The following is a 19,683-nucleotide window of genomic DNA, read 5'->3' on the forward strand; positions in this document are numbered from 1 at the left end:
CCGAGGTTTCAGGCCTTGCCGTCGAAGAGGCTCGTGACGGAGCCGTCCTCGAAGACCTCCTTGATCGCCATCGACACCAGCGGCGCGATCGAGAGGACCGTGAGCTTGTCGAAGCGGCGGTCGTCGGGGATCGGCAGCGTGTTGGTGACGACGACCTCGTCGACCTTGCAGGCCTTGAGCCGATCGACCGCCGGGCCCGAGAGGATCGCGTGGGTCGCGGCGATGACGACCGCCTCGGCACCCTGCTCCATGATCGCGTCGGCGGCCTTCGTGATGGTGCCGGCCGTGTCGATCATGTCGTCGACGAGGATGCAGACGCGGCCCTTGATCTCGCCGACGACGCGGTTGGCGACGACCTCGTTGGGGCGGTTGATGTCGCGGGTCTTGTGGATGAAGGCGAGCGGTGCACCACCGAGGCGCGAGCTCCAGTCCTCGGCGACCTTGATGCGACCGGCGTCGGGCGAGACGACGGCGAGGTCGAGGTGGCCGTACTTCTTCGCGACGTAGTCGGCGAGGATCGGCATCGCCATGAGGTGGTCGACCGGGCCGTCGAAGAAGCCCTGGATCTGGGCTGTGTGCAGGTCGATGGCCATGAGGCGGTCGGCCCCGGCCGTCTTGAAGAGGTCGGCCATGAGGCGGGCCGAGATCGGCTCGCGGCCACGATGCTTCTTGTCCTGGCGGGCGTAGCCGTAGAACGGCAACACGACGGTGATCCGCTTCGCGGAGGCGCGCTTCAGCGCGTCGATCATGATGAGCTGTTCCATGATCCACTCGTTGATCGGCGACGTGTGGCTCTGGATGACGAAGGCATCGGAGCCGCGCACCGACTCCTCGTAGCGCACGTAGATCTCGCCGTTGGCGAAGTCGTAGGCGCTCGTCGGCACGAGCTCGGTGCCGAGCGCCGCGGCGACCTCCTGCGACAGCTGAGGGTGCGCCCGGCCCGAGAAGATCATGAGGTGCTTCTCGGTCGTCTTGTTGATGCCGCTCATCCGTTCGCGTCCTTCGGTTCGGTGGGCTCGTCGGTCGGCTCATCGCTGGGCTGGGCGGTGGACTGGGCGGTGGACTCGGCGCGCGGCTGGGCGTCGGCCGCCTGCGCGGCACGTGCGGCTTCGTCGGTCTTCGTACCCGCCCGCCGCCTCGCGACCCACCCGTCGATGTTGCGTTGCTGCGCGCGGGTGACGGCGAGCTGTCCGGGGTCGACGTCGCTGACGACGGCGGAGCCGGCTGCGACGTAGGCCCCGTCGCCGATGGTGCGCGGGGCGACGATGACCGAGTTGCTGCCGATGAAGCTGTAGGCGCCGACCGTCGTGTGGCCCTTGGTCACGCCGTCGTAGTTGGCGAAGATCGTGCCCGCGCCGATGTTGGCGCCGGGGCCGACGGTCGCGTCGCCGCAGTAGCTGAGGTGCGGCACCTTCGCACCATCGGCGATCTGGGCGTTCTTCGTCTCGACGAAGCCGCCGATCTTGCCGCCCGCCCCGAGGCGCGTGCCCGGCCTCAGGTAGGAGAACGGTCCGACCGTGGCGCCCGGACCGATCTCGGCAAGCTCGGCCTGGGTGCGCACGACGCTTGCGCCGTCGTCGACCTCGCAGTCGTGCAGGGTCGTGTCGGGGCCGATGACGCAGTCCCGGCCGATCGAGGTCGCGCCGAGGATCTGCGTGCCCGGGTGCACGACGGTGTCGGGCCCGATCGTCACGTCGGCGTCGATCCACGTCGTCGCCGGGTCGATGACGATCGCGCCCTCGCGCATCGCCGCCTCGACGGTGCGGCGGTTGAGCTCGGCGCCGAGCCGGGCGAGCTGCACCTTGTCGTTGACGCCCTCGGTCTGCCAGAGGTCGTCGACGGGGTAGGCCCGCACGCCGAGCCCGCGCGCGCGGGCGACGGCGATGACGTCGGTGAGGTACTTCTCGCCCTGCACGTTGTCGGTGCCGACCTCGGCGAGCGCCGAGCGCAGGAGCACGGCGTCGAAGGCGTAGAGCCCGCTGTTGACCTCGCCGATCGCGCGCTGCTCGTCGGTCGCGTCCTTCTGCTCCACGATGGCGGCGACGGCGCCGTCGCCGTCGCGCAGCACCCGGCCGTAGCCGGTCGGGTCGGGCAGCGTCGCCGTGATGAGCGTGACAGCGTCGTGGCTCGCCTCGTGCACGGCGACGAGCCCGTGCAGGGTCTCCGATGTGAGCAACGGCACGTCGCCGTAGGTCACGACGACGGTGCCCTCGAGCCCTTGCGGCAGCGCCTCGAGGGCGCACTCGACGGCGCGGCCGGTGCCCTTGACCTCGTCCTGGTCGGCGATGAGCACGTCGGGATCGTGCTCGAGCACGTGCTCGGCGACGCGGTCGCGCTCGTGGCGCACGACGACGGCGAGGTGCTCGGGCCCGATGCCGCGGGCTGCGCGCAGTGCATGACCCACGAGCGAGCGCCCGCCGATCGTGTGCAGCACCTTGGGGATCGTGGACTTCATGCGTGTGCCCTCACCAGCAGCGAGGACGATCACGGCGGTCGGCCGCGATTCGCTCACGGGCGCAGCTCCTTCGGCTCGGATGCAGTCGGGCGCCGGCGCCCTCCGAGACCGTGCTCCGAGAGGCGCCGCAGCCACTCTACTCGGCAGACGCGGGGCCTCCAGCCGGGTCGGGCATGCCGCCGGTATGCCGCCCGCCGGGGCTCCCCGGGTAGGAGTCGAACCTACGTCGCTAGTCCTGATTCAAAGTCAGGCGGGCCCTGCCGACAGACCAACCGGGGAACGTCACGCGCCGTGACGACGGCCGCGGCTGCGACCCGCTCGCGGGACGGTCCACAGGGTAGTGCAGACCGCGGCGACGTCCTGCCCTGTCCTGCCCTGTCGTGCCCCGTCCTCGCCTGCCCTCGCCGGATCGGTGGTGGACAGCGGGGCCGGCCGGTGGCGACGCGCCCGCACAGGGCGGGCGTCCGGTGGCTGCCCTCGCGGACGGCACAATGTGGGTGTGACCGCCGACCGAGCCGACCGAGCCGAGCGACCCGACCGGCCCGACAGGGCTGACAGGGGACGCCCGCGTGCCCGGATGACCGGCCCCGAGCGCCGTGAGCAGCTCATCCTCGTCGGCCGCAAGCTCTTCGCCGAGAAGGGCTTCGAGGCGACGACGGTCGAGGAGATCGCCTCCAAGGGCAACGTCTCCAAGCCGGTCGTCTACGAGCACTTCGGCGGCAAGGAGGGCCTCTACGCCGTCATCGTCGACCGCGAGATCCAGGCGCTGCTGGGCGGCATCAACGCGACCCTCGACGAGGGCGAGGGCGCCCGGGTCCTGCTCGAGCACGCCACCCTGGCCCTGCTCGACTACATCGAGTCCGACCCCGACGGCTTCCGGATCCTCGTGCGCGACTCGCCCCCCGGGCAGTCGACCGGCTCCTTCGCGAGCGTGCTCGGCGACGTCGCGAGCCAGGTCGAGCACCTGCTCGCGGCAGCCTTCAAGCAGCGGGGTCTCGACCCCAAGTCCGCGCCGATCCACGCCCAGATGCTCGTCGGCATGGTGGCGCTCACCGGCCAGTGGTGGCTGGAGCAGCGCAAGTTCAAGAAGGACCAGGTGGCGGCGCACCTCGTCAACCTCGCCTGGAACGGCCTCTCCGGCCTCGACCGCTCCCCCCGCCTCATCAGCAGACCCCGCCGCTAAGACCACTCCCGCTCTCCCCAGCCCTCCAAGCCCTCCCAACTCTCCCCGATTCGAGGTGATAGCGAACGCCACGTGGGTGCCAATATCACCTCCACCGAGGATCCGATTCGAGGTGATCCTGAGCGCCACGTAGATGCCGAAATCACCTCGAATCGCAGGGGTGTGAGTCCGGGTTCGTTGGGTTCCTCCCCACCGAGGATCCGATTCGAGTTGATCCTGAGCGCCACGTGGGTGGCGGAATCACCTCGAATCGCAGGGGGTTTGAGCCTGGGTATTCGATAAGGCCTCCCCACCGAGGATCCGATTCGAGGTGATAGCGAGCGCCACGTGGGTGCCGGGATCACCTCGAATCGCAGGGGGTTTGAGCCTGGGATGTCGCCGAGTTCTTCCCGCCGCGACGTCAGGTCGGTATGACGACCGACTGCGTGACGGCGCCCGACGCGTTGCGCACCCGGACGACGAGCGGTGTCGGTCCGCCCGTGCCGCCCTGGACGAGCTGGATCTGGCCGCCGTCACCGACACAGGTCACGCTCGAGCGCGAGCTCTGCGTGCAGGTGAAGGTGCGGTTGCCGGCCGTGAGCGAGCCGGCCCCACCCGATGTCGAGACGGTGACGGTCATCGACCCGCCGCTCGACACAGCCGGCACCCGAAGCGAGATCCGGCTGGGGTCGCCGGCTCCGAGCAGGCGCGCCTCCACGCCGGCTGCCGGCGGGGGCGCAGGAGTGGCCGACGTGGGCCGCGGCGCGGGTGGCGGGGTCGGGCTGGGCGTCGTCGCCCTCGGGCGGGCTGTCGCGGAGCCCGCCGTGGTCCCGGCGCCGGGTGGCTGCGCCGAGGCCGTGACGACCCCTGACGTCACGCTCGGGATGCCCGTTGGCGTCGAGCTCGTGGGCGGCGTCGTCACCGTGGCGGAGGTGCCGAGCGTGCCTGTCGCAGTGCCTGCGCCGGGCGACGGTGAGAGCGCCGTCGGTGCCGTCGCTGGTGGCGCGTCGGACTGGCCCGACGTCAGGGCTGCCGCCACGAGCCCGATCGCGACGACTCCGGCGGCGAGCAGCACGGCCACGCGGGCCGCGGTCTGGCTCGACTCCGCCGCACCGCCCGCTCCCGCAGAGCCGTCCCGAGGTGCTCCAGCAGACGCACCGGCGGTGGTACCTGCAGCGACACCGACCGCAGCTCCCACCGACCCAGTTGCTGCAGCCGCCGAGGCGGCAACCCCTGCGGGCGCCTCCCCCATCGCAGCGAGCGCCGCTGCTCCGGCACCCACGCCGGCTGCGCCCACCCCGGCAAAGCCCAGAGCCGCGGCGAGGCCCGACGAGCCGAATCCGACTGCCAGCACGAGCGGCACGACCAGCGCCGGGAATCCGCGATGGATCTCGCGCAGGTCCGCGGCCACCGCAGCGGCGTGCGGACAGGAGGCGATGTGCGCCTCCGCGCGCTCAGTCTGGCGGCGAGGCAGCCGTCCGCGCACGAGTCGCCCGAGGCGCTCGATGGTCCAGCTGCACTCACGCGACTCGGCGTGCTCGAGGCACCGGTCGGCATACGCGTCGAGGTAGCCCGCGCGCAGCGACTCGCGGGCTCGCATGGCCCGAGAGCTCACGGCGCCGGCGGTCATGCCGAGCCGGGGAGCGACGACCCGCGGCGCCTCGCCCTCGACGGTCGTGTGCCACAGGACGCGCTGGTCGCGCTCGGGCAGCCCGGCGAACGCAGCGCGCACGAGCTCGGTGTCGTAAAGCTCCGAGTCGCCGCCGTCGCCCGACTCCAGGGCGATGGCCTCCGCCGCCTCGGCCGGTTCGGTGATCAGCTCGAGGTCGTCGTCGGAGACGGGCAGCAGCCGCAGCTCGCGGCGGGTGTGGTCCGCGGCAACGGTGCGCACCGTCGTGAGGAAGTAGGCCCGGAAGTGGTCGTCGGGCCCCCGCCCCGACTGGAGCAGAGTGAAGATCTTCGTCGCCGCCTCGGCGACGATGTCCTCGGGCGGCGTGCGGCCGCCGTGCTTGCCGGCCACGCCGTAGGCAGCGGGAAGGTGGCGCCGCCAGAGCTCGCCATAGGCCTCGGCGGACCCCTCACGGGCCCGGCCCAGGAGGACCTCGTCGGGTGCCGACTCCCACGAGTCCCGCGACCACAGAGCCGTCTCGGCCGACACCAGCGTCCCCTCTGTTCACGTCTCGGATGTCCCGGACGCGCCTCGATCCGGCCGCGTCGCGAGGCTCCGGGTGGGCGCCGGAGCGGCCCCAGTGTGCCAACACTTGGGGGCGCAGGTCGAGGGGGCCCGGACTCGGTGGCGTCCTCCCGCATGACCCCCTCCACGAGAGCACACGGGAGGACGCACCGATCGACACCATCGAGGCGACGTCCGTTCCCGTCAGCGTCGCCGTCGCAGTTCCCGTCGAGCAGCCCCTCCCCTGACGAAGCGGGGCCACGACGGTGTCGACCTCCATGAGACGCCCCGACCGCCGTTTCATGACGCACTTTTCACGAAATCCGTGTCAGCCCGGCAGCTGCGCCACCGCGAAGGTCCGCGTGAAGGGGAAGAACACGACGCCGTCGCGGCGGGGGTATGCCGCCTCGAGCTCGCGCTCGTAGGTGGCGAGGAAGGCCTCGCGCTCGGTCTCGTCGGTCAGCACGCCGAGCACAGGGCGCAGGCCGGTGCCCCGCACCCACTCGAGCACCGGGTGGGGAGCATCCGGTGCTGCCGTGAGCAACTGGAGGTAGGTCGTCTGCCACACGTCCACCGCGCGGGTGTGCGCGAGGAGGAGGGCGGCATACGTCTCCGGTCGCGCGACGGCGTCGGCGCGGTCGAGACCGTCCTGCAGCTCGTCGGCCCGCGGGTGCCGGGCGGCGACCTCACGCATGAGCCGGTGCGAGGGGGCGTCGAAGTTCGCGGGCACCTGCATCGCGAGAACGCCTGCGGGAGAGAGCGTTTCGAGCCATCGGGGCAGCAGGCGCAGGTGCGTCGGCACCCACTGCAGGACGGCGTTCGTGACGAGCACGTCGATCGGGCCCGACTCGGTCGGGTCCCAGCTCTCCGCGGCCGCCTCGACCCACTCGACCCGCCCTGAGGCATCGAGCTCTCGGGCGCGGGCGAGCATCTCGGGTGAGCTGTCGATGCCCATGACGTGGGCCGCCGGCCACCGGTCGGCGAGCGACAGCGTGAGCTCGCCCGGGCCGCAGCCGAGATCGACGACGCGGCCGGGTCGCTCACTCGGCACGCGCGCCAGCAGGTCGTGGAAGGGCCGGCCGCGATGGTCGCCGAAGACGGCGTACTGCGCCGGGTCCCAGCGCGCGTCCCCTGCCCCGGCGCGCTCCCCCTCGCGGGCTGTGTCCGGTGTGATGTCGAAGGTGCTCATGCGGGTCCCCGTTCTTTTGATGTCAAGAGTCTTGATGGTGACTAGAGTTGACGGCATGGCGAAGGATCCGGGCCGTCGCGACGACGTCGACGAGATCGTCGCTGCGTGGCGGCGCGAGCGACCCGACCTCGACGTCAGCCCGCTCGAGGTCCTGTCGCGGGTCTCGCGCCTGGCTCGGCGGCTCGACCTCGCTCGCGGGTCCGCCTTCTCCGAGCACCAGCTCGAGGGCTGGGCCTTCGACGTGCTGTCGGCGCTGCGCCGCGCCGGCGAGCCCTACGAGCTCTCGCCGGGCCATCTCGTGCAGCAGACGCTCGTCACCTCGGGCACGATGACCAACCGGGTCGACCGGCTCGAGCGCAGCGGCTACGTCGAGCGTCGCCCCGACCCGGGCGACCGCCGTGGCGTGCTCGTGCGCCTCACGCCGGCCGGCCGCGACATCGTCGACTCGGCCATGGCCGACCTCATCGAGCAGGAGAAGTCGCTGCTCGCCGAGGTGTCCGAGGCCGACCGCCTGGAGCTCGCGCGACTGCTGCGGCGCATGCTCGCGCCCCTCGAGGCGCGTCCGGGCGAGACGGGCTGACCGCGTCCGCCCTGCCGTGCCTGTCGAGCCGGCCGAGCCGGCCGAGCGGGTCGGATTGACCGGGCTCACCCCTGCGCCTGCTGGAACTCGAGGCGGTTGCCGACGGGATCGCTCGTGTGGAAGCGCAGCAGGCCCGGGATGGCGTCGTCCCAGCGCACCGGAGCCCCCGACGCCTCGACGGCCGCGGCGAGCCGGTCGACGTCGGCGACCGCGATCCCGGGATGCGCCTTGAGCGCGGGCGCGAAGGCCTCCTCGATGCCGACGTGCAGCTCGGCGGACCCCGCGCGGAACCATGCGCCACCGCGCTTCCGCAGCGCCTCCGGCTTGGCGACCTCGGTCATGCCGAGCACGCCGACGTAGAAGGCGCGCATGGCGTCCTCACAGCCCGCAGGACCCGACACCTGGACGTGGTGCAGTCGCATCTCCATGCGCCCAAAGTATCTTGACATCAAGATACTTTCAAGACTTCCCGCACCACGGACGGACGGTGGTGCAGAGTCAGCCCACGGTCTCGGCGGCCTCCAGCCACTCGAGCTCGAGCAGCTCGCGCTCCTCGACGACCTCGCGCAGGCGGGCGGAGAGGTCGGCGAGCGCGGAGGGGTCGGTCGCCTTCTCGACCATGTCCGCGTGCAGCCGCGCCTCACGCTCGCCGAGTCGGGTCAGCTGCTTCTCGACGCGCGCCATGACCTTGCGCGCCTCGCGCACCTGGGCCGGGTTCGCCACTGGCGCAGCGACATCGGAGCTCGACGCGGCCGCCGCACCCGTCCCCGTTGCCGCAGCCGACGTGCTCCGAGGAGGTATGCCGTCCGGCCGGCTCGCGCGCGCCCGCGCGGCCTCACGCAGGCGGAGATACTCCTCGACGCCGCCCGGCAGGTCGCGCAGCTTGCCGTCGCCGAGCAGGGCGAGCTGGTGGTCGCACACGCGCTCGAGCAGGTAGCGGTCGTGGGAGACCACGATGAGCGTGCCGGCCCAGCCGTCGAGCACGTCCTCGAGCGAGGTGAGGGTCTCGATGTCGAGGTCGTTGGTCGGCTCGTCGAGGATGAGCACGTTGGGCTCGGTGAGGAGCAGCCTCGTCAGCTGGAGGCGACGGCGCTCACCACCGCTGAGGTCGCAGACCCGCGACTGCTGCCGCCCGCCCGGGAAGCCCAGGCGCGTGGCGAGCTGGCTCGCGCTGATCTCCTTGCCGCCCAGGGTCGTGTACTGCTTGACGTCCTCGATCGCCTCGATGACCCGCCACTGCTCGAAGCGCTCGAGCTCACGGACCTCCTGGGTGAGGAAGGCGATGGCGACGGTCTTGCCGATCTTGCGGCGACCGGCGGCCAGGGGCACCTCGCCCGTGAGAGCGCGGAGCAGGGTCGACTTGCCGGCGCCGTTGACCCCGACCAACCCGACCCGCTCCCCCGGCGCGAGGCGCCACGTGACGTGGTCGAGCAGCCGGCGCTCGTTCGGCGGGTCGCCGAGCACGACGGTGGCGTCCTCGAGGTCGAGCACGTCCTTGCCGAGCCGCCGGCTCGCGAAGGAGGCGAGCTCGACGCTGTTGCGAGGAGCCGGCTCGTCGGCGATGAGGGCGTTGGCCGCGTCGATGCGGAACTTCGGCTTGCTCGTGCGGGCGGGCGGCCCTCGGCGCAGCCAGGCCAGCTCCTTGCGCATGAGGTTGGCTCGCCGGTCGGCTGCGAGCCCGGCGAGACGGTCGCGCTCGGCCTTCGCGAGGACGTAGGCGGCATACCCACCCTCGAAGGCGGTGACGCCGCCGGCCTCGACCTCCCACGTCATCGTCGCGTAGGCGTCGAGGAACCACCGGTCGTGAGTGATCGCCACGGTCGCGTTGCCGGGGCGCGGGCGCTGGGTCGCGAGGTGGTGGGCCAGCCAGGCGACCCCCTCGACGTCGAGGTGGTTCGTCGGCTCGTCGAGCAGCAGCAGCTCGGGGTCCGCGACGAGCAGCCGGGCGAGGGCGAGGCGTCGACGCTCCCCACCGGACTTGGGGCCGACGAGGCTGTCGAGGCCGCCCATGCCCTCGGCCCCCGTGCCGCCGAGCAGGCCGGTCAGGACGTCGCGGATGCGCGGGTCGCCCGCCCACACGTGCTCGGGAAGGTCGCCGAGCACGGCCTCGTGCACGGTCCACGCCGGGTCGAGCGCGTCGACCTGCGACAGCATGCCGATGCGGATGCCCTCGGCGCCGCCCTGCTTCGTGATGCGCCCGGAGTCCGGCTCCTGCAGTCCGGCCATGACCCGCAAGAGGGTCGACTTGCCGCCGCCGTTGACGCCGACGACGCCGATGCGGTCACCGGTCTGCACACCGAGACTGACCTCGTCGAGCACGTGCGCCGTGCCGAAGACGAGCGAGACACGTTCGAGGGAGACGAGATTGGCCATGGCGCAGCCGACTCTATGCCCAACCCCGATCGAGAGAGCAATCCGTCCGTGCCCCACCAATCGGGATGCACGCTCCCCCACATCGAAGGAGCACTGCATCGAATCGAAAGAGCAGTTCGTCGGCCGTCGAGCGCGGCCGCGCGGCCGCGTGGATGGGCCGACGAACTGCTCTTTCGATTGGCAGGAGGGCAGGCAGTGACGGGGACGGCCGACGAACTGCTCTTTCGATTGGCTTCTGTCGGTCAGGTGCGGGGGGCGCTGACGACGTGGGCGCCGTGGACGGGCCCCTTGGCCCGCCGCAGGTCACGGCACAGGTCGGCTGCCGCGAGCGACACCGAGAGGTCGAGCGAGGCCTCATGGCTCTCGGTGAGGAAGGCCACCGTCGGCCCGGAGCCCGACACGATGCCGCCGAGCGCACCGAACTCCACACCGGCGTCTCGCAGCTCCTCGAGGTCAGGGCGCAGCGAGAACGCCGCGGGCTCGAGGTCGTTGTGCAGCGCCGCGCCGAGGGCGACCGGGTCGCCGCTGCGCAGGGCCCCCATCAGCTCCGCACTGACCTGCGCCTCGGGCACGTCGGTGGCGCTGCCCGTCAGGTCGCGCAGCCGGTCGCACTCGGCATAGACCGCCGGCGTCGACAGGCCCACGTCGCTGATCGCGAAGACCCAGTGGAACGTGCCACGGGCGAGCACGGGAGCGAGCTGGTCGCCGCGGCCGGACCCCATCGCGTTGCCGCCCGTGAGCGGGAACGGGACGTCGCTCCCGAGCGTGGCAGCGAGCTCGGCCAGCTCGTCACGCATGAGACCGAGCCCCCACAGCTGGTCGCAGGCGAGCAGTGCTGCAGCGGCATCGGCGGAGCCGCCGGCCATGCCGCCTGCCACGGGGATGTCCTTGTCGATGCGGATCGAGAGCTTCTCGTCGACGTCCCACTGCTCGGCGATGAGCTTGGCGGCGCGGACGGCGAGGTTGTCGCCGTCGGTGGGGATGAGGGCGGCATACGTGCCGGCGGGGACGACCTGCCAGTCGTCCCAGCGGGTCACCGAGATCTCGTCGTGCAGCGAGACGGCCTGGAAGACCGTCGCGAGGTCGTGGAAGCCGTCAGGGCGACGGGGCCCCACGCGCAGCTCGAGGTTGACCTTCGCCGGCGCGCGGACGGTGACCGCTCCGGGCAGGGTCGGGGCGACGGTCATGCGGTCACCCTACGGGGCTGGGGCGTCGAGTGCCGCCGCCGCCTCGGCGATGCGCGCGAACGCGGTGATGTCGAGCTGCTCCCCACGGGTGCGCGGGTCGATGCCGGCCGCGACGAGCGCGGTCTCGGCGCGGGCGGCCGAGCCGGCCCACCCCGCCAGCGCGGCCCGCAGCGACTTGCGGCGCTGTGCGAAGGCGGCGTCGATGCACCGGAAGACGTCCTCACGGCTGGCCGTCGTCTGCGGCGGGTCGCGTCGCACGATCGAGACGAGCCCCGAGTCGACGTTGGGTGCGGGCCAGAAGACGGTGCGCCCGACCTTGCCGGCGAGCTCGACGTCGCCGTACCACGCCGCCTTGAGACTCGGCACGCCGTAGGTCTTGCTGCCGGGCGCGGCCGCGAGTCGCTCGGCGACCTCGAGCTGCACCATGACGAGGACCCGCTGCAGCGAGGGGAAGTGCTGGAGGAAGGACAGCACGACCGGCACGGAGATGTTGTACGGCAGGTTGGCGACGAGCGCCGTCGGGTCAGGCCCGGGTAGCTTCGTCACGGTGAGCGCGTCGGCGGCGACGAGGCGCAGCCGGTGCACGTTGCCGGGCTGGAGGTCGCGCACCGTCTCCTCGAGCGCTGCCGCGAGGCGCGGGTCGACCTCGACGGCCGTCACGTGCCGCACGACGGGTAGCAGCGCCAGCGTGAGCGACCCGAGTCCCGGACCGACCTCGACCACGATGTCGTCGGGGCCCACCCCTGCGACGCGCACGATCTTGCGGACCGTGTTGGGGTCGACGACGAAGTTCTGGCCCCACTGCTTGGTCGGTCGCACCTCGAGCCGCTCGGCGAGGGCGCGCACCTGCGCCGGCCCGAGCAGCACGGCGTCGGACGCCGCCGGTGCGCCGTCGGCGCCACCCTTCTTCGTCATGCCCTCACCCTAGGGCCACGACCGAAAGAGCAATCCGCCCTGCACCAGGTGGCCTGGGCGGACCCCCGGAGGGGCGGGCGGATTGCTCTCTTCGATCGAGCTGGGGTGCGTCAGCCGGTCAGGCGCAACCCCACGGGCTGCTGCCCACCTTGGCGTAGAGCCGGTTGGCGACGGTGATCTGCTCCGCACGCGAGGCGAGGTCCGCACGCGGGGCGAAGTCGCCACCACCGTTGGAGAGCCACGTCGAGGTGAGGAACTGCAGGCCGCCGTAGTAGCCGTTGCCGGTGTTGATCGACCAGTTGCCGCCCGACTCGCACTGGGCGATGGAGTCCCACATGGAGGCGCGGGCGAGGTTGAGGCCGGCACCGGACGTCGAGCCGGAGGAGCTGCTCGGCGCGGGAGCCGCGGCCGGGCGCTTCTTCGTGCCGACGAGGACGACGGCGTTGACGGGCTGCTTCGTCACGACGGAGGAGATCTCCTTCGTCGAGACGACCTTGCCGTCCTTGATGGTGCGGCGCTCGGTGATGGTGCGCACGCCGGCGACACCCTTCGTCACGACCTTCGTCTGGTCGGTGTAGAGGTCGCCGGACGGCTTCTTCGTCGTGGAGTACCCCACGGCAGCCGTGCGGGTGACGTCCTTGGTCGTGAAGCGCTCGACGCCGATCTTGGTGCCGGAGGTGAGCTGCGTCGCCACGGGCGGGTTGACCTTGTCGGCCTTGCCGAGGGTCACGCCGAGCTGGCCGAGGGCCTCGCCGACGGTCGCGGCGGTGATCGTCTTGGTCGTCGTCTTGCCGTCGACGGTCACGGTGACCGACTTCGGCGTCACGACGGTCAGGGTCAGGCCCTGGCGGCCGATGGTCTGCGAACGCGACACCGAGAGGCGCGCGCCCTCACCACGGAGGCCGAGAGCCAGCAGGGCCCCGTCGACGGTGGTCTCGGTCGTCGTGACCGTGCGGGTCTTGCCGTCGACCGTGAGGGTGAGGTTGCGGGCGTACTTCACGACGACGGTGTCGCCGTCGCTCAGCGAGGCGTCGACGGCCGGGACGACGACGTCGCCCGGCTTGACGGTGATGCCCTGGCTGTCGAGCAGGTCGCCCACGGTCGTGCCGAAGACGTGGGCGGCAGTTGCGGTGCCGTCGACCGAGAGGTTGACGGCCTTGTCGAGCTGGGTGGCGCCCACGGCTCCGCCGGTCAGGATGACTGCGGCGCCGGTGGCGGCGAGGATCTTGATGTTGCGTGAAAGCACGGTGCTCCGAACGTCGAACGACCCGGTGCAGCGCGCTATCGATCGCTCCTCCTCACGGCGTCGGAAGGAGGTCGATGCGGGGCAGCATCCGGCCAACAGTCATCCAATGTGGCGGATCGCCGACGGTAAGGTCAAATTTCGGTAACGGGGACCCTCCCGGCTGGACGCCCGATCCGGGGTGCGCTAGGCGGATTGCCCGATTCGCTCAGCGTCCCACGGGCCGTAGACCCGCTCGCTGTTGTCGGACACCGCCCGGCACAGCGTCGGCACGTCGACAGTGAGCACCGCGGCCATCGCCCGCAGGGTCACCGGCACGAGGAACGACGCGTTCGTCGCGCCCCGGTGCGGGGACGGTGCGAGGTACGGCGCATCGGTCTCGACGAGCACCCGGTCGAGCGGGATCGCGGTCAGCGCGTCGCGCAGCGCACGGGCGTTCTTGAAGGTCACGGTGCCGGCGAAGCTGAGGTAGTAGCCCCGCTCCGCACACTCGCGTGCCATGGCGAGGTCGCCCGAGAAGCAGTGGAGCACCGTGTGCTCGGGCGCACCCTCCTCGTCGAGGATGCGCAGGACGTCGTCGTGGGCGTCGCGGTCGTGGATCTGCAGGGCCTTGCCGAGCCGCTTGGCGAGGTCGATGTGCCACCGGAAGCCGTCCTGCTGCACCGGAACCCCCTCGGGGCCCGTGCGGAAGTAGTCGAGACCCGTCTCTCCGATGGCGCGGATGCGCTCGTGAGCGGCGCACCGCTCCACCTCGCCGTAGGCGTCCTCCAGCCGACCAGCTGCAGCAAGTCGAGGAACTTCGTTGGGGTGCAAGGCGATTGCGCCGACGATTGCCGTATGCCGTTCGATGGCGTCCATCGTGAAACGGATGCCATCGAGGTCGCAACCCACCTGGACGAGCCGCGTGACGCCGACCGCTCGGGCGCGCCGCACCGCCTCGGCCACGTCGAACGGCTCGTCACCCTCGCGGGTGATGTCGAGGTGCACGTGGTTGTCGACGACGTCGATGGGCATGGGGTCAGGCAGCGTCTCCGGCAGGCCCCGCTGACCCGACTCCTGAGGGCTCATGCGGAGGGGGTCTCGCCACTGTCGGAGGCCGGATCGGAGGCCTGGCCGGTCGGCTCGCCGGCCCCCTTCGGCTTCGCCATCTTCGGCGCCGCGAGGGGGTCGGTGTGGTGGCGCGTGCCACCCGGCGCCGAGTCGCCGAGCCGGGCGCGCTCGTCCTCGATGACCTGCTCGGGGTCGAGCTTGACGAAGACTCCGGTCGGCTTCGCGATGGGGGTCCCGACGACGACGGGGCGGCTCTCCCACCGTGGCGTCGAGGAGTACTCACCGGTGATCACGGGGTAGCTGCGGGCGTCGTCGTCGAGGTCCCTGACGACCTCGAGACGAGGCATCGGCATGAGCTCGCCCTCGCCTCCGAGAACGGCGTGGACGCGGTTCGCGGCGTGGGGCAGGAACGGTGAGATGAGCGTATTGATATCTGAGACGGCCTGGGCCAGCGTGTGCAGCACCGTCGAGAGCCGCTCGCGCTGGTCGTCGCCCTTGAGCTTGAACGGCTCGGTCTTCGACACGTACGCGTTCGCCTCCCCCACGACGCGCATCACCTCGGCGAGCGCGGCCTTCTGGCGGTGCCGCTCGAGCGAGGCGCCGACGGTCGCGAACGCACCCCGCACGACAGCGAGCAGCTCCTCGTCGACGGGCTCCACGGCATACGGCTGCGGGATCTCGCCGAAGCTCTTGGCGATCATCGCGGCCGTGCGGTTGACGAGGTTGCCCCAGCCGGCCACGAGCTCGCTGTTGTTGCGCTGGACGAACTCGGCCCAGGAGAAGTCGGCGTCCTGGTTCTCCGGCCCCGCCGCGCAGATGAAGTAGCGGATCGGGTCGGGGCCGTAGCGCGCGACAATGTCCTGCACGTAGATGACGTGCTTGCGCGATGTGGAGAACTGCTTGCCCTCGAGCGTCATGAACTCGCTCGCGACGACCTCGGTCGGCAGGTTGAGCACGCCATACTCCCCCGGCTCCCCGCCCTTGTCGCCGCGTCCGGCGTAGCCGAGCAGCTCGGCCGGCCAGATCTGGCTGTGGAAGGTGATGTTGTCCTTGCCCTGGAAGTAGTAGGACACGGCCGTCGGGTCGTTCCACCACTCACGCCAGCGCTCTGCATCGCCCGAGCGGCGAGCCCACTCGATCGAGGCCGAGAGGTAGCCGATGACCGCGTCGAACCAGACGTAGAGGCGCTTGCTCGGGTTGTCCTCCCAGCCCTCGAGCGGGATCGGGATGCCCCAGTCGATGTCGCGCGTCATGGCCCGCGGGCGGACGTCCTTGAGGAGGTTCTTGGAGAACTTGATGACGTTGGGCCGCCACGTGCCCGACGCCTCGCGGCCGTCGAGCCACTCGCCGAGGGCGCCCGCGAGCGCCGGCAGGTCGAGGAAGAAGTGCTGGGTCTCGATGAACTCGGGCGTCTCGCCGTTGATCTTGCTGCGGGGGTTGATCAGCTCGTCGGCGTCGAGCTGGTTGCCACAGTTGTCGCACTGGTCGCCGCGGGCCTCGGGGAAGGAGCAGATGGGGCAGGTGCCCTCGATGTAGCGGTCGGGCAGGGTGCGGCCCGTCGAGGGGCTGATCGCGCCGCGCGTCGTCTGCTCGACCATGTAACCGTTGGCGTGGACCTGGCGGAACATCTCCTGCACGACGGCGTAGTGGTTGCGCGTCGTCGTGCGGGTGAAGAGGTCGTAGGAGAGGCCGAGGTCGGTGAGGTCCTGGGCGATGACGGCGTTGTACTTGTCGACGAGCTCCTGTGGCGTGATGCCCTCCTCCTCGGCGAGGACGAGGATCGGCGTGCCGTGCTCGTCGGTGCCGCTCACCATGAGGACGTCGTGCCCCGCCATCCGCATGTACCTGCTGAAGACGTCGGAGGGCACGCCGAAACCGGCCACGTGGCCGATGTGGCGCGGGCCGTTGGTGTACGGCCAGGCGACGGCAGACAGGACATGACTCATGCGCTGAATCCTAGGCGGGCGCCCGACCCGGCCGCGCACGACATGTGCCGGGCCCGAGACCAAGCCCGAGACCAGGCCCGAGACCTGGCCCGAGACCTCCCGCCACCTGGCCCAAGATCTGGCGCGGTCGGTGGCGCAGGAGTAGGACGGATGGATGACTGGACACGTGGCACGAGCAGAGGTCATCGTCGCGAAGCACCCGACCGCCGTCTGGAGCACCCTCACCGACCCCGAGCAGGTGCGCAGCTGGATGGTCGGCACGACCGTGACGACCGACTGGCAGGTCGGCAGCCCCATCACCTGGCAGGGCGAGATGAACGGACGGCCCTACGAGGACAAGGGAGAGGTGCTCGAGGCCGACGCGCCGCGCCGCCTCTCGATGACGCACTACAGCCCGCTCATGGGTCAGGAGGACCGGCCGGAGAGCTACCACACCGTCACCTACACGCTGACCCCGACGCGGGACGGCCGCACGACGGTCGCGCTCGAGCAGGACGGCAACGACTCGGCAGAGCAGGCCGAGCAGTTCTCGCAGAGCTGGCAGCAGATGCTCGAGAGCCTCAAGCAGACGGCCGAGCACTGACAGCGGCGCCGCCCCACCGGGACGGCGCCGCCTCTGACAACGGGTCAGCTCACTCGGTGAAGTTGACCTCGAGGGTGATCGGCACCTTGAGCGCCTGGCTGACGGGGCAGCCCTCCTTGGCGGCCTGGGCGGCCTGCTCGAACTGCTCGGCGGTCAGGCCCGGGACCTTACCGGTAACGGTGAGCGCGACGCCGGTGATGCCGGTGCCCGGCACGAAGCTGACGGCAGCCTTGGTGTCGATCGTCTCGGGGGGCGTGCCCGCCTGGGCGAGGCCGTGCGACAACGCCATCGAGTAGCACGTCGAGTGCGCCGCCGCGATGAGCTCCTCGGGGCTGGTCAGCCCGTTCGACTCGTTCGCCCGCGCGGCCCACGTGACGTCGTGGCTGCCGAGCTCGGAGGACTCGAACGTGACCTTGCCGGCGCCCTCCATGAGGGAGCCCTCCCAGTGGGCCGAGGCGTTGCGGATGACTGCCATGTGCTGATCCTCCAGTGAAGTCGGTCGTGTCGGTCGTGTGACGGTCAGGGACGGATCGCCCCTGCCTCCACCCAAGCCGCAACCACCGACGGTGACAAGGGCTGCGGTCAGCCCTTGGCGACGGCCGCGTCGTAGAGCGCCTTCTTCGACAGCCCGGTGCGCCCCGCGACGTCGGCGGCGACGTCCTTGAGCCGCTCCCCCGCAGCCACCCGCTGCCGTATGCCGTCCAGCGCGTCCTCGACGGACGTGACCACCCGCTCGGCACCCGCGACGACGACCGTGATCTCGCCTCGGGCACCCTCGGTGGCCCACTCGGCGAGCTCGGCCAGGGTGCCGCGCCGCACCTCCTCGTAGGTCTTCGTCAGCTCTCGACAGACGGCGGCACGTCGGGTCGGTCCGAAGGCCTCTGCCATCGCGGCGAGGGTCTCGGCGAGGCGATGGGGCGCCTCGAAGTAGACGAGGGTGCGCCGCTCCTGCGCCGCCTCGGCGAGCACGCGGGCGCGCTCGCCCGCCTTGCGCGGCAGGAAGCCGTCGAAGGCGAAGCGGTCGACGGGCAGTCCGGACACGGCGAGCGCCATGAGGACCGCGCTCGGCCCGGGAACGCAGGTGACGCGGATGCCCGCCTCCACCGCAGCGGCGACGAGGCGGTACCCGGGGTCCGAGACGGACGGCATACCGGCGTCGGTGACGACGACGACGCGCTCACCGGCGAGGAGCCGCTCGACGAGCTCGGGGGTGCGGGCCGCCTCGTTGTGCTCGTGGTAGCTGAGCACGCGCCCCGTCGGCATGACCTCGAGAGCGGTGAGCAGCCGCTTGAGCCGGCGGGTGTCCTCGGCGGCGATGACGTCGGCGGTCGCGAGCTCCTGGCCGAGCCGCGGGGCCGCGTCGCGGGGGTCGCCGATCGGGGTGGCGGCGAGGACGAGGGTGCCGGTGCTCATGACGCCATCCTCGCAGTCGTTCAGCAGACCGGACCTTGGCGTCACCTCACCGAGGATGTCGCCGGATGGCGCACTCCTTGGAGGGTCGTCCGCACGACGACGTCCACCTCGAAGCCCACCTCACCGACCACCTCACCGCGACTTCACCCGCGCAGGGTGAGCCGCAGGGCCCCGGACGGCGAGAGCCTGAGGCACGCAACTGATCCCCGGGGGTGCCTGTGACGCAAGAGCCGGACGCCGGACGTGGCGCCTCGACGGAAGAGCCTCCGGCAACCGTTGCGCCCGGGCGCGGCTGGCTGCCGACGGGCGTCAAGGCCGGCCCGGCCGTTGCCGTCGTCCTCGCGGCCGCGCTGGTCGGAGGCGCCGTCGGGGCGCTGCTCGCGACCCGCCTCGCCGACATCGGCTCCAACCGCGCCTGCCCGGCGATCGACGTCGCGGCCGACACGCTCCCGAGCGTCGTCACGGTGCTCACGGCCGGCCCGTCAGGATCGGGGAACGGCACCGGAGAGCTGATCCGCACCGGTGGCTACGTGCTGACCAACGACCATGTCATCGCCGCGGCCGTGACCTCCGGCGGGGCGGTGGGGGTGCGCTACGGCGACGGGGTCACCACCACGGCGACCGTCGTGGGCCGCGACCCGGTCACCGACCTCGCGGTGATCAAGGCGGCGGATGCCGCCAAGGACCGCCCGCTCATCCGCATCGGCGACTCCGCCACGCTGCGGGTCGGGCAGCCGGTCGTCGCCCTCGGCGCGCCGCTCGGACTGTCGAGCACCGTCACGTCGGGCATCGTCAGCGCGCTCGGCCGCCACGTGCCGCTGCCCACGGGTGGTGGCACGACGGCCCACCTGCTCGACGCCGTCCAGACCGATGCCGCGATCAACCCCGGCAACAGCGGCGGGCCGCTCGTCGGCTGCTCCGGCGCCATGGTCGGCGTCAACACTGCCATCGCCACCGCCCCCAACGAGCAGGGAGTGAGCGGCGGCGGCAGCGTCGGGGTCGGCTTCGCCATCCCGATGGGCATCGCGATCCCGATCGCCGACTCGCTCATCGACACGGGACGCGCGGGCCACCCGGACCTCGGGCTGAACGCCCAGGCGATGATCGTCGAGGGCAAGGAGGCCGTGCCGACCGGCCTCTACGTCTCGGCCGTCACGCCGGGCGGACCGGCAGCCCAGGCGGGCATCCGGGCCGGTGACATCATCCTCACCGTCGACGGCCAGAGCGCGACGTCGGTCGACCAGCTCGTGCTGGCCGCCCTCACGCGCGCGGAGGGCGACACCGTCCCATTCACGATCTCGCGTGGCGGCGCCCGCAGCGACGTGACGGTGACCCTCGGGCCGGCCCCGTGACCCTGACCCTGCTGACCTTCGTGATCACTGACCTCCCGACCCACTGACCTACCCGGCCCACT

17 protein-coding genes and 1 tRNA gene are annotated in these 19,683 nt (G+C 71.6%); 4 read left to right on the top strand and 14 right to left on the bottom strand.

Annotation, left to right across the window (positions count from 1 at the left end; all coding sequences use genetic code 11):
* Window positions 1-8: 8 nt before the first annotated feature.
* The 3 genes from FHX52_RS10710 to FHX52_RS10720 all read right to left on the bottom strand — a co-directional run bounded on the left by FHX52_RS10710 (window position 9) and on the right by FHX52_RS10720 (window position 2,734).
* Window positions 9-989 (bottom strand): ribose-phosphate diphosphokinase, encoded by a 981-nt coding sequence (locus FHX52_RS10710; RefSeq protein ID WP_141821865.1) that lies wholly within the window; start codon window positions 987-989, stop codon window positions 9-11.
* Entirely contained in the window at window positions 986-2,512 is a 1,527-nt protein-coding gene (gene glmU / locus FHX52_RS10715; protein ID WP_141821866.1) for a bifunctional UDP-N-acetylglucosamine diphosphorylase/glucosamine-1-phosphate N-acetyltransferase GlmU, read from the bottom strand. The genes FHX52_RS10710 and glmU overlap by 4 nt, the downstream gene beginning before the upstream one ends.
* A gap of 143 nt (window positions 2,513-2,655) precedes the next feature.
* Window positions 2,656-2,734 (bottom strand) — tRNA-Gln (locus FHX52_RS10720).
* Window positions 2,735-3,032: 298 nt separating this feature from the next.
* Here FHX52_RS10720 and FHX52_RS10725 point away from each other — a divergent pair.
* Window positions 3,033-3,638, top strand: a complete 606-nt coding sequence (locus FHX52_RS10725) for a TetR/AcrR family transcriptional regulator (RefSeq protein WP_141822172.1) — start codon at window positions 3,033-3,035, stop codon at window positions 3,636-3,638.
* A gap of 400 nt (window positions 3,639-4,038) precedes the next feature.
* Here the strand turns inward: FHX52_RS10725 and FHX52_RS10730 are convergent, their stop codons facing one another.
* Both FHX52_RS10730 and FHX52_RS10735 read right to left on the bottom strand, forming a co-directional pair.
* Window positions 4,039-5,775, bottom strand: coding sequence for a sigma-70 family RNA polymerase sigma factor (locus FHX52_RS10730; protein WP_141821867.1), 1,737 nt, complete (start codon window positions 5,773-5,775; stop codon window positions 4,039-4,041).
* A 343-nt stretch (window positions 5,776-6,118) separates the two neighbouring features.
* The gene (locus tag FHX52_RS10735) at window positions 6,119-6,979 is read right to left on the bottom strand and encodes a methyltransferase domain-containing protein (RefSeq protein ID WP_141821868.1); all 861 of its coding nucleotides are present in this window, start codon (window positions 6,977-6,979) and stop codon (window positions 6,119-6,121) included.
* A gap of 55 nt (window positions 6,980-7,034) precedes the next feature.
* On the opposite strand from FHX52_RS10735, the gene FHX52_RS10740 reads away from it, so the two are divergent.
* A complete protein-coding gene (locus FHX52_RS10740) occupies window positions 7,035-7,559 on the top strand; it encodes a MarR family winged helix-turn-helix transcriptional regulator (protein ID WP_141821869.1) in 525 nt (174 codons plus the stop codon).
* Between the two features lie 65 nt (window positions 7,560-7,624).
* On the opposite strand, the gene FHX52_RS10745 is transcribed toward FHX52_RS10740, so the two are convergent.
* The 7 genes from FHX52_RS10745 to metG form a co-directional block, all read right to left on the bottom strand.
* On the bottom strand, window positions 7,625-7,987 hold the full coding sequence (locus tag FHX52_RS10745; RefSeq protein WP_141821870.1) for a VOC family protein: 363 nt from the start codon (window positions 7,985-7,987) through the stop codon (window positions 7,625-7,627).
* 70 nt (window positions 7,988-8,057) lie between these two features.
* Window positions 8,058-9,932 (bottom strand): ABC-F family ATP-binding cassette domain-containing protein, encoded by a 1,875-nt coding sequence (locus tag FHX52_RS10750; RefSeq protein WP_141821871.1) that lies wholly within the window; start codon window positions 9,930-9,932, stop codon window positions 8,058-8,060.
* A gap of 242 nt (window positions 9,933-10,174) precedes the next feature.
* Complete coding sequence (locus FHX52_RS10755; protein WP_141821872.1) at window positions 10,175-11,119, bottom strand: 4-(cytidine 5'-diphospho)-2-C-methyl-D-erythritol kinase; 945 nt, start codon at window positions 11,117-11,119, stop codon at window positions 10,175-10,177.
* A gap of 9 nt (window positions 11,120-11,128) precedes the next feature.
* Complete coding sequence (gene rsmA / locus FHX52_RS10760; protein ID WP_141821873.1) at window positions 11,129-12,034, bottom strand: 16S rRNA (adenine(1518)-N(6)/adenine(1519)-N(6))-dimethyltransferase RsmA; 906 nt, start codon at window positions 12,032-12,034, stop codon at window positions 11,129-11,131.
* A gap of 118 nt (window positions 12,035-12,152) precedes the next feature.
* Complete coding sequence (locus FHX52_RS24550) at window positions 12,153-13,280, bottom strand: resuscitation-promoting factor (protein WP_141821874.1); 1,128 nt, start codon at window positions 13,278-13,280, stop codon at window positions 12,153-12,155.
* 183 nt (window positions 13,281-13,463) lie between these two features.
* Window positions 13,464-14,345 carry a TatD family hydrolase gene (locus FHX52_RS10770; protein ID WP_141821875.1) on the bottom strand — a complete coding sequence of 294 codons (882 nt, stop codon included), beginning with the start codon at window positions 14,343-14,345 and terminating at the stop codon, window positions 13,464-13,466.
* Window positions 14,342-16,273 carry a methionine--tRNA ligase gene (metG, locus tag FHX52_RS10775; RefSeq protein WP_141821876.1) on the bottom strand — a complete coding sequence of 644 codons (1,932 nt, stop codon included), beginning with the start codon at window positions 16,271-16,273 and terminating at the stop codon, window positions 14,342-14,344. Before metG ends, FHX52_RS10770 begins: the two co-directional genes overlap by 4 nt.
* A 166-nt stretch (window positions 16,274-16,439) precedes the next feature.
* Between metG and FHX52_RS10780 the strand changes: the two genes are divergently transcribed.
* Window positions 16,440-16,856 carry an SRPBCC domain-containing protein gene (locus tag FHX52_RS10780; RefSeq protein WP_246069815.1) on the top strand — a complete coding sequence of 139 codons (417 nt, stop codon included), beginning with the start codon at window positions 16,440-16,442 and terminating at the stop codon, window positions 16,854-16,856.
* Window positions 16,857-16,905: 49 nt separating this feature from the next.
* Here FHX52_RS10780 and FHX52_RS10785 read toward each other — a convergent pair whose 3' ends face one another.
* Together FHX52_RS10785 and rsmI are read right to left on the bottom strand one after the other, a co-directional pair.
* Window positions 16,906-17,331, bottom strand: coding sequence for an OsmC family peroxiredoxin (locus FHX52_RS10785; protein ID WP_141821878.1), 426 nt, complete (start codon window positions 17,329-17,331; stop codon window positions 16,906-16,908).
* A 107-nt stretch (window positions 17,332-17,438) separates the two neighbouring features.
* Window positions 17,439-18,269, bottom strand: coding sequence for a 16S rRNA (cytidine(1402)-2'-O)-methyltransferase (gene rsmI, locus FHX52_RS10790; protein WP_141821879.1), 831 nt, complete (start codon window positions 18,267-18,269; stop codon window positions 17,439-17,441).
* 218 nt (window positions 18,270-18,487) lie between these two features.
* Between rsmI and FHX52_RS10795 the strand changes: the two genes are divergently transcribed.
* A complete protein-coding gene (locus tag FHX52_RS10795; protein ID WP_221630538.1) occupies window positions 18,488-19,621 on the top strand; it encodes a S1C family serine protease in 1,134 nt (377 codons plus the stop codon).
* Window positions 19,622-19,683: the final 62 nt, after the last annotated feature.

The sequence above is a fragment of the Humibacillus xanthopallidus genome (genome assembly GCF_006717145.1).
GTDB classification, from domain to species: Bacteria; Actinomycetota; Actinomycetes; order Actinomycetales; family Dermatophilaceae; genus Humibacillus; species Humibacillus xanthopallidus.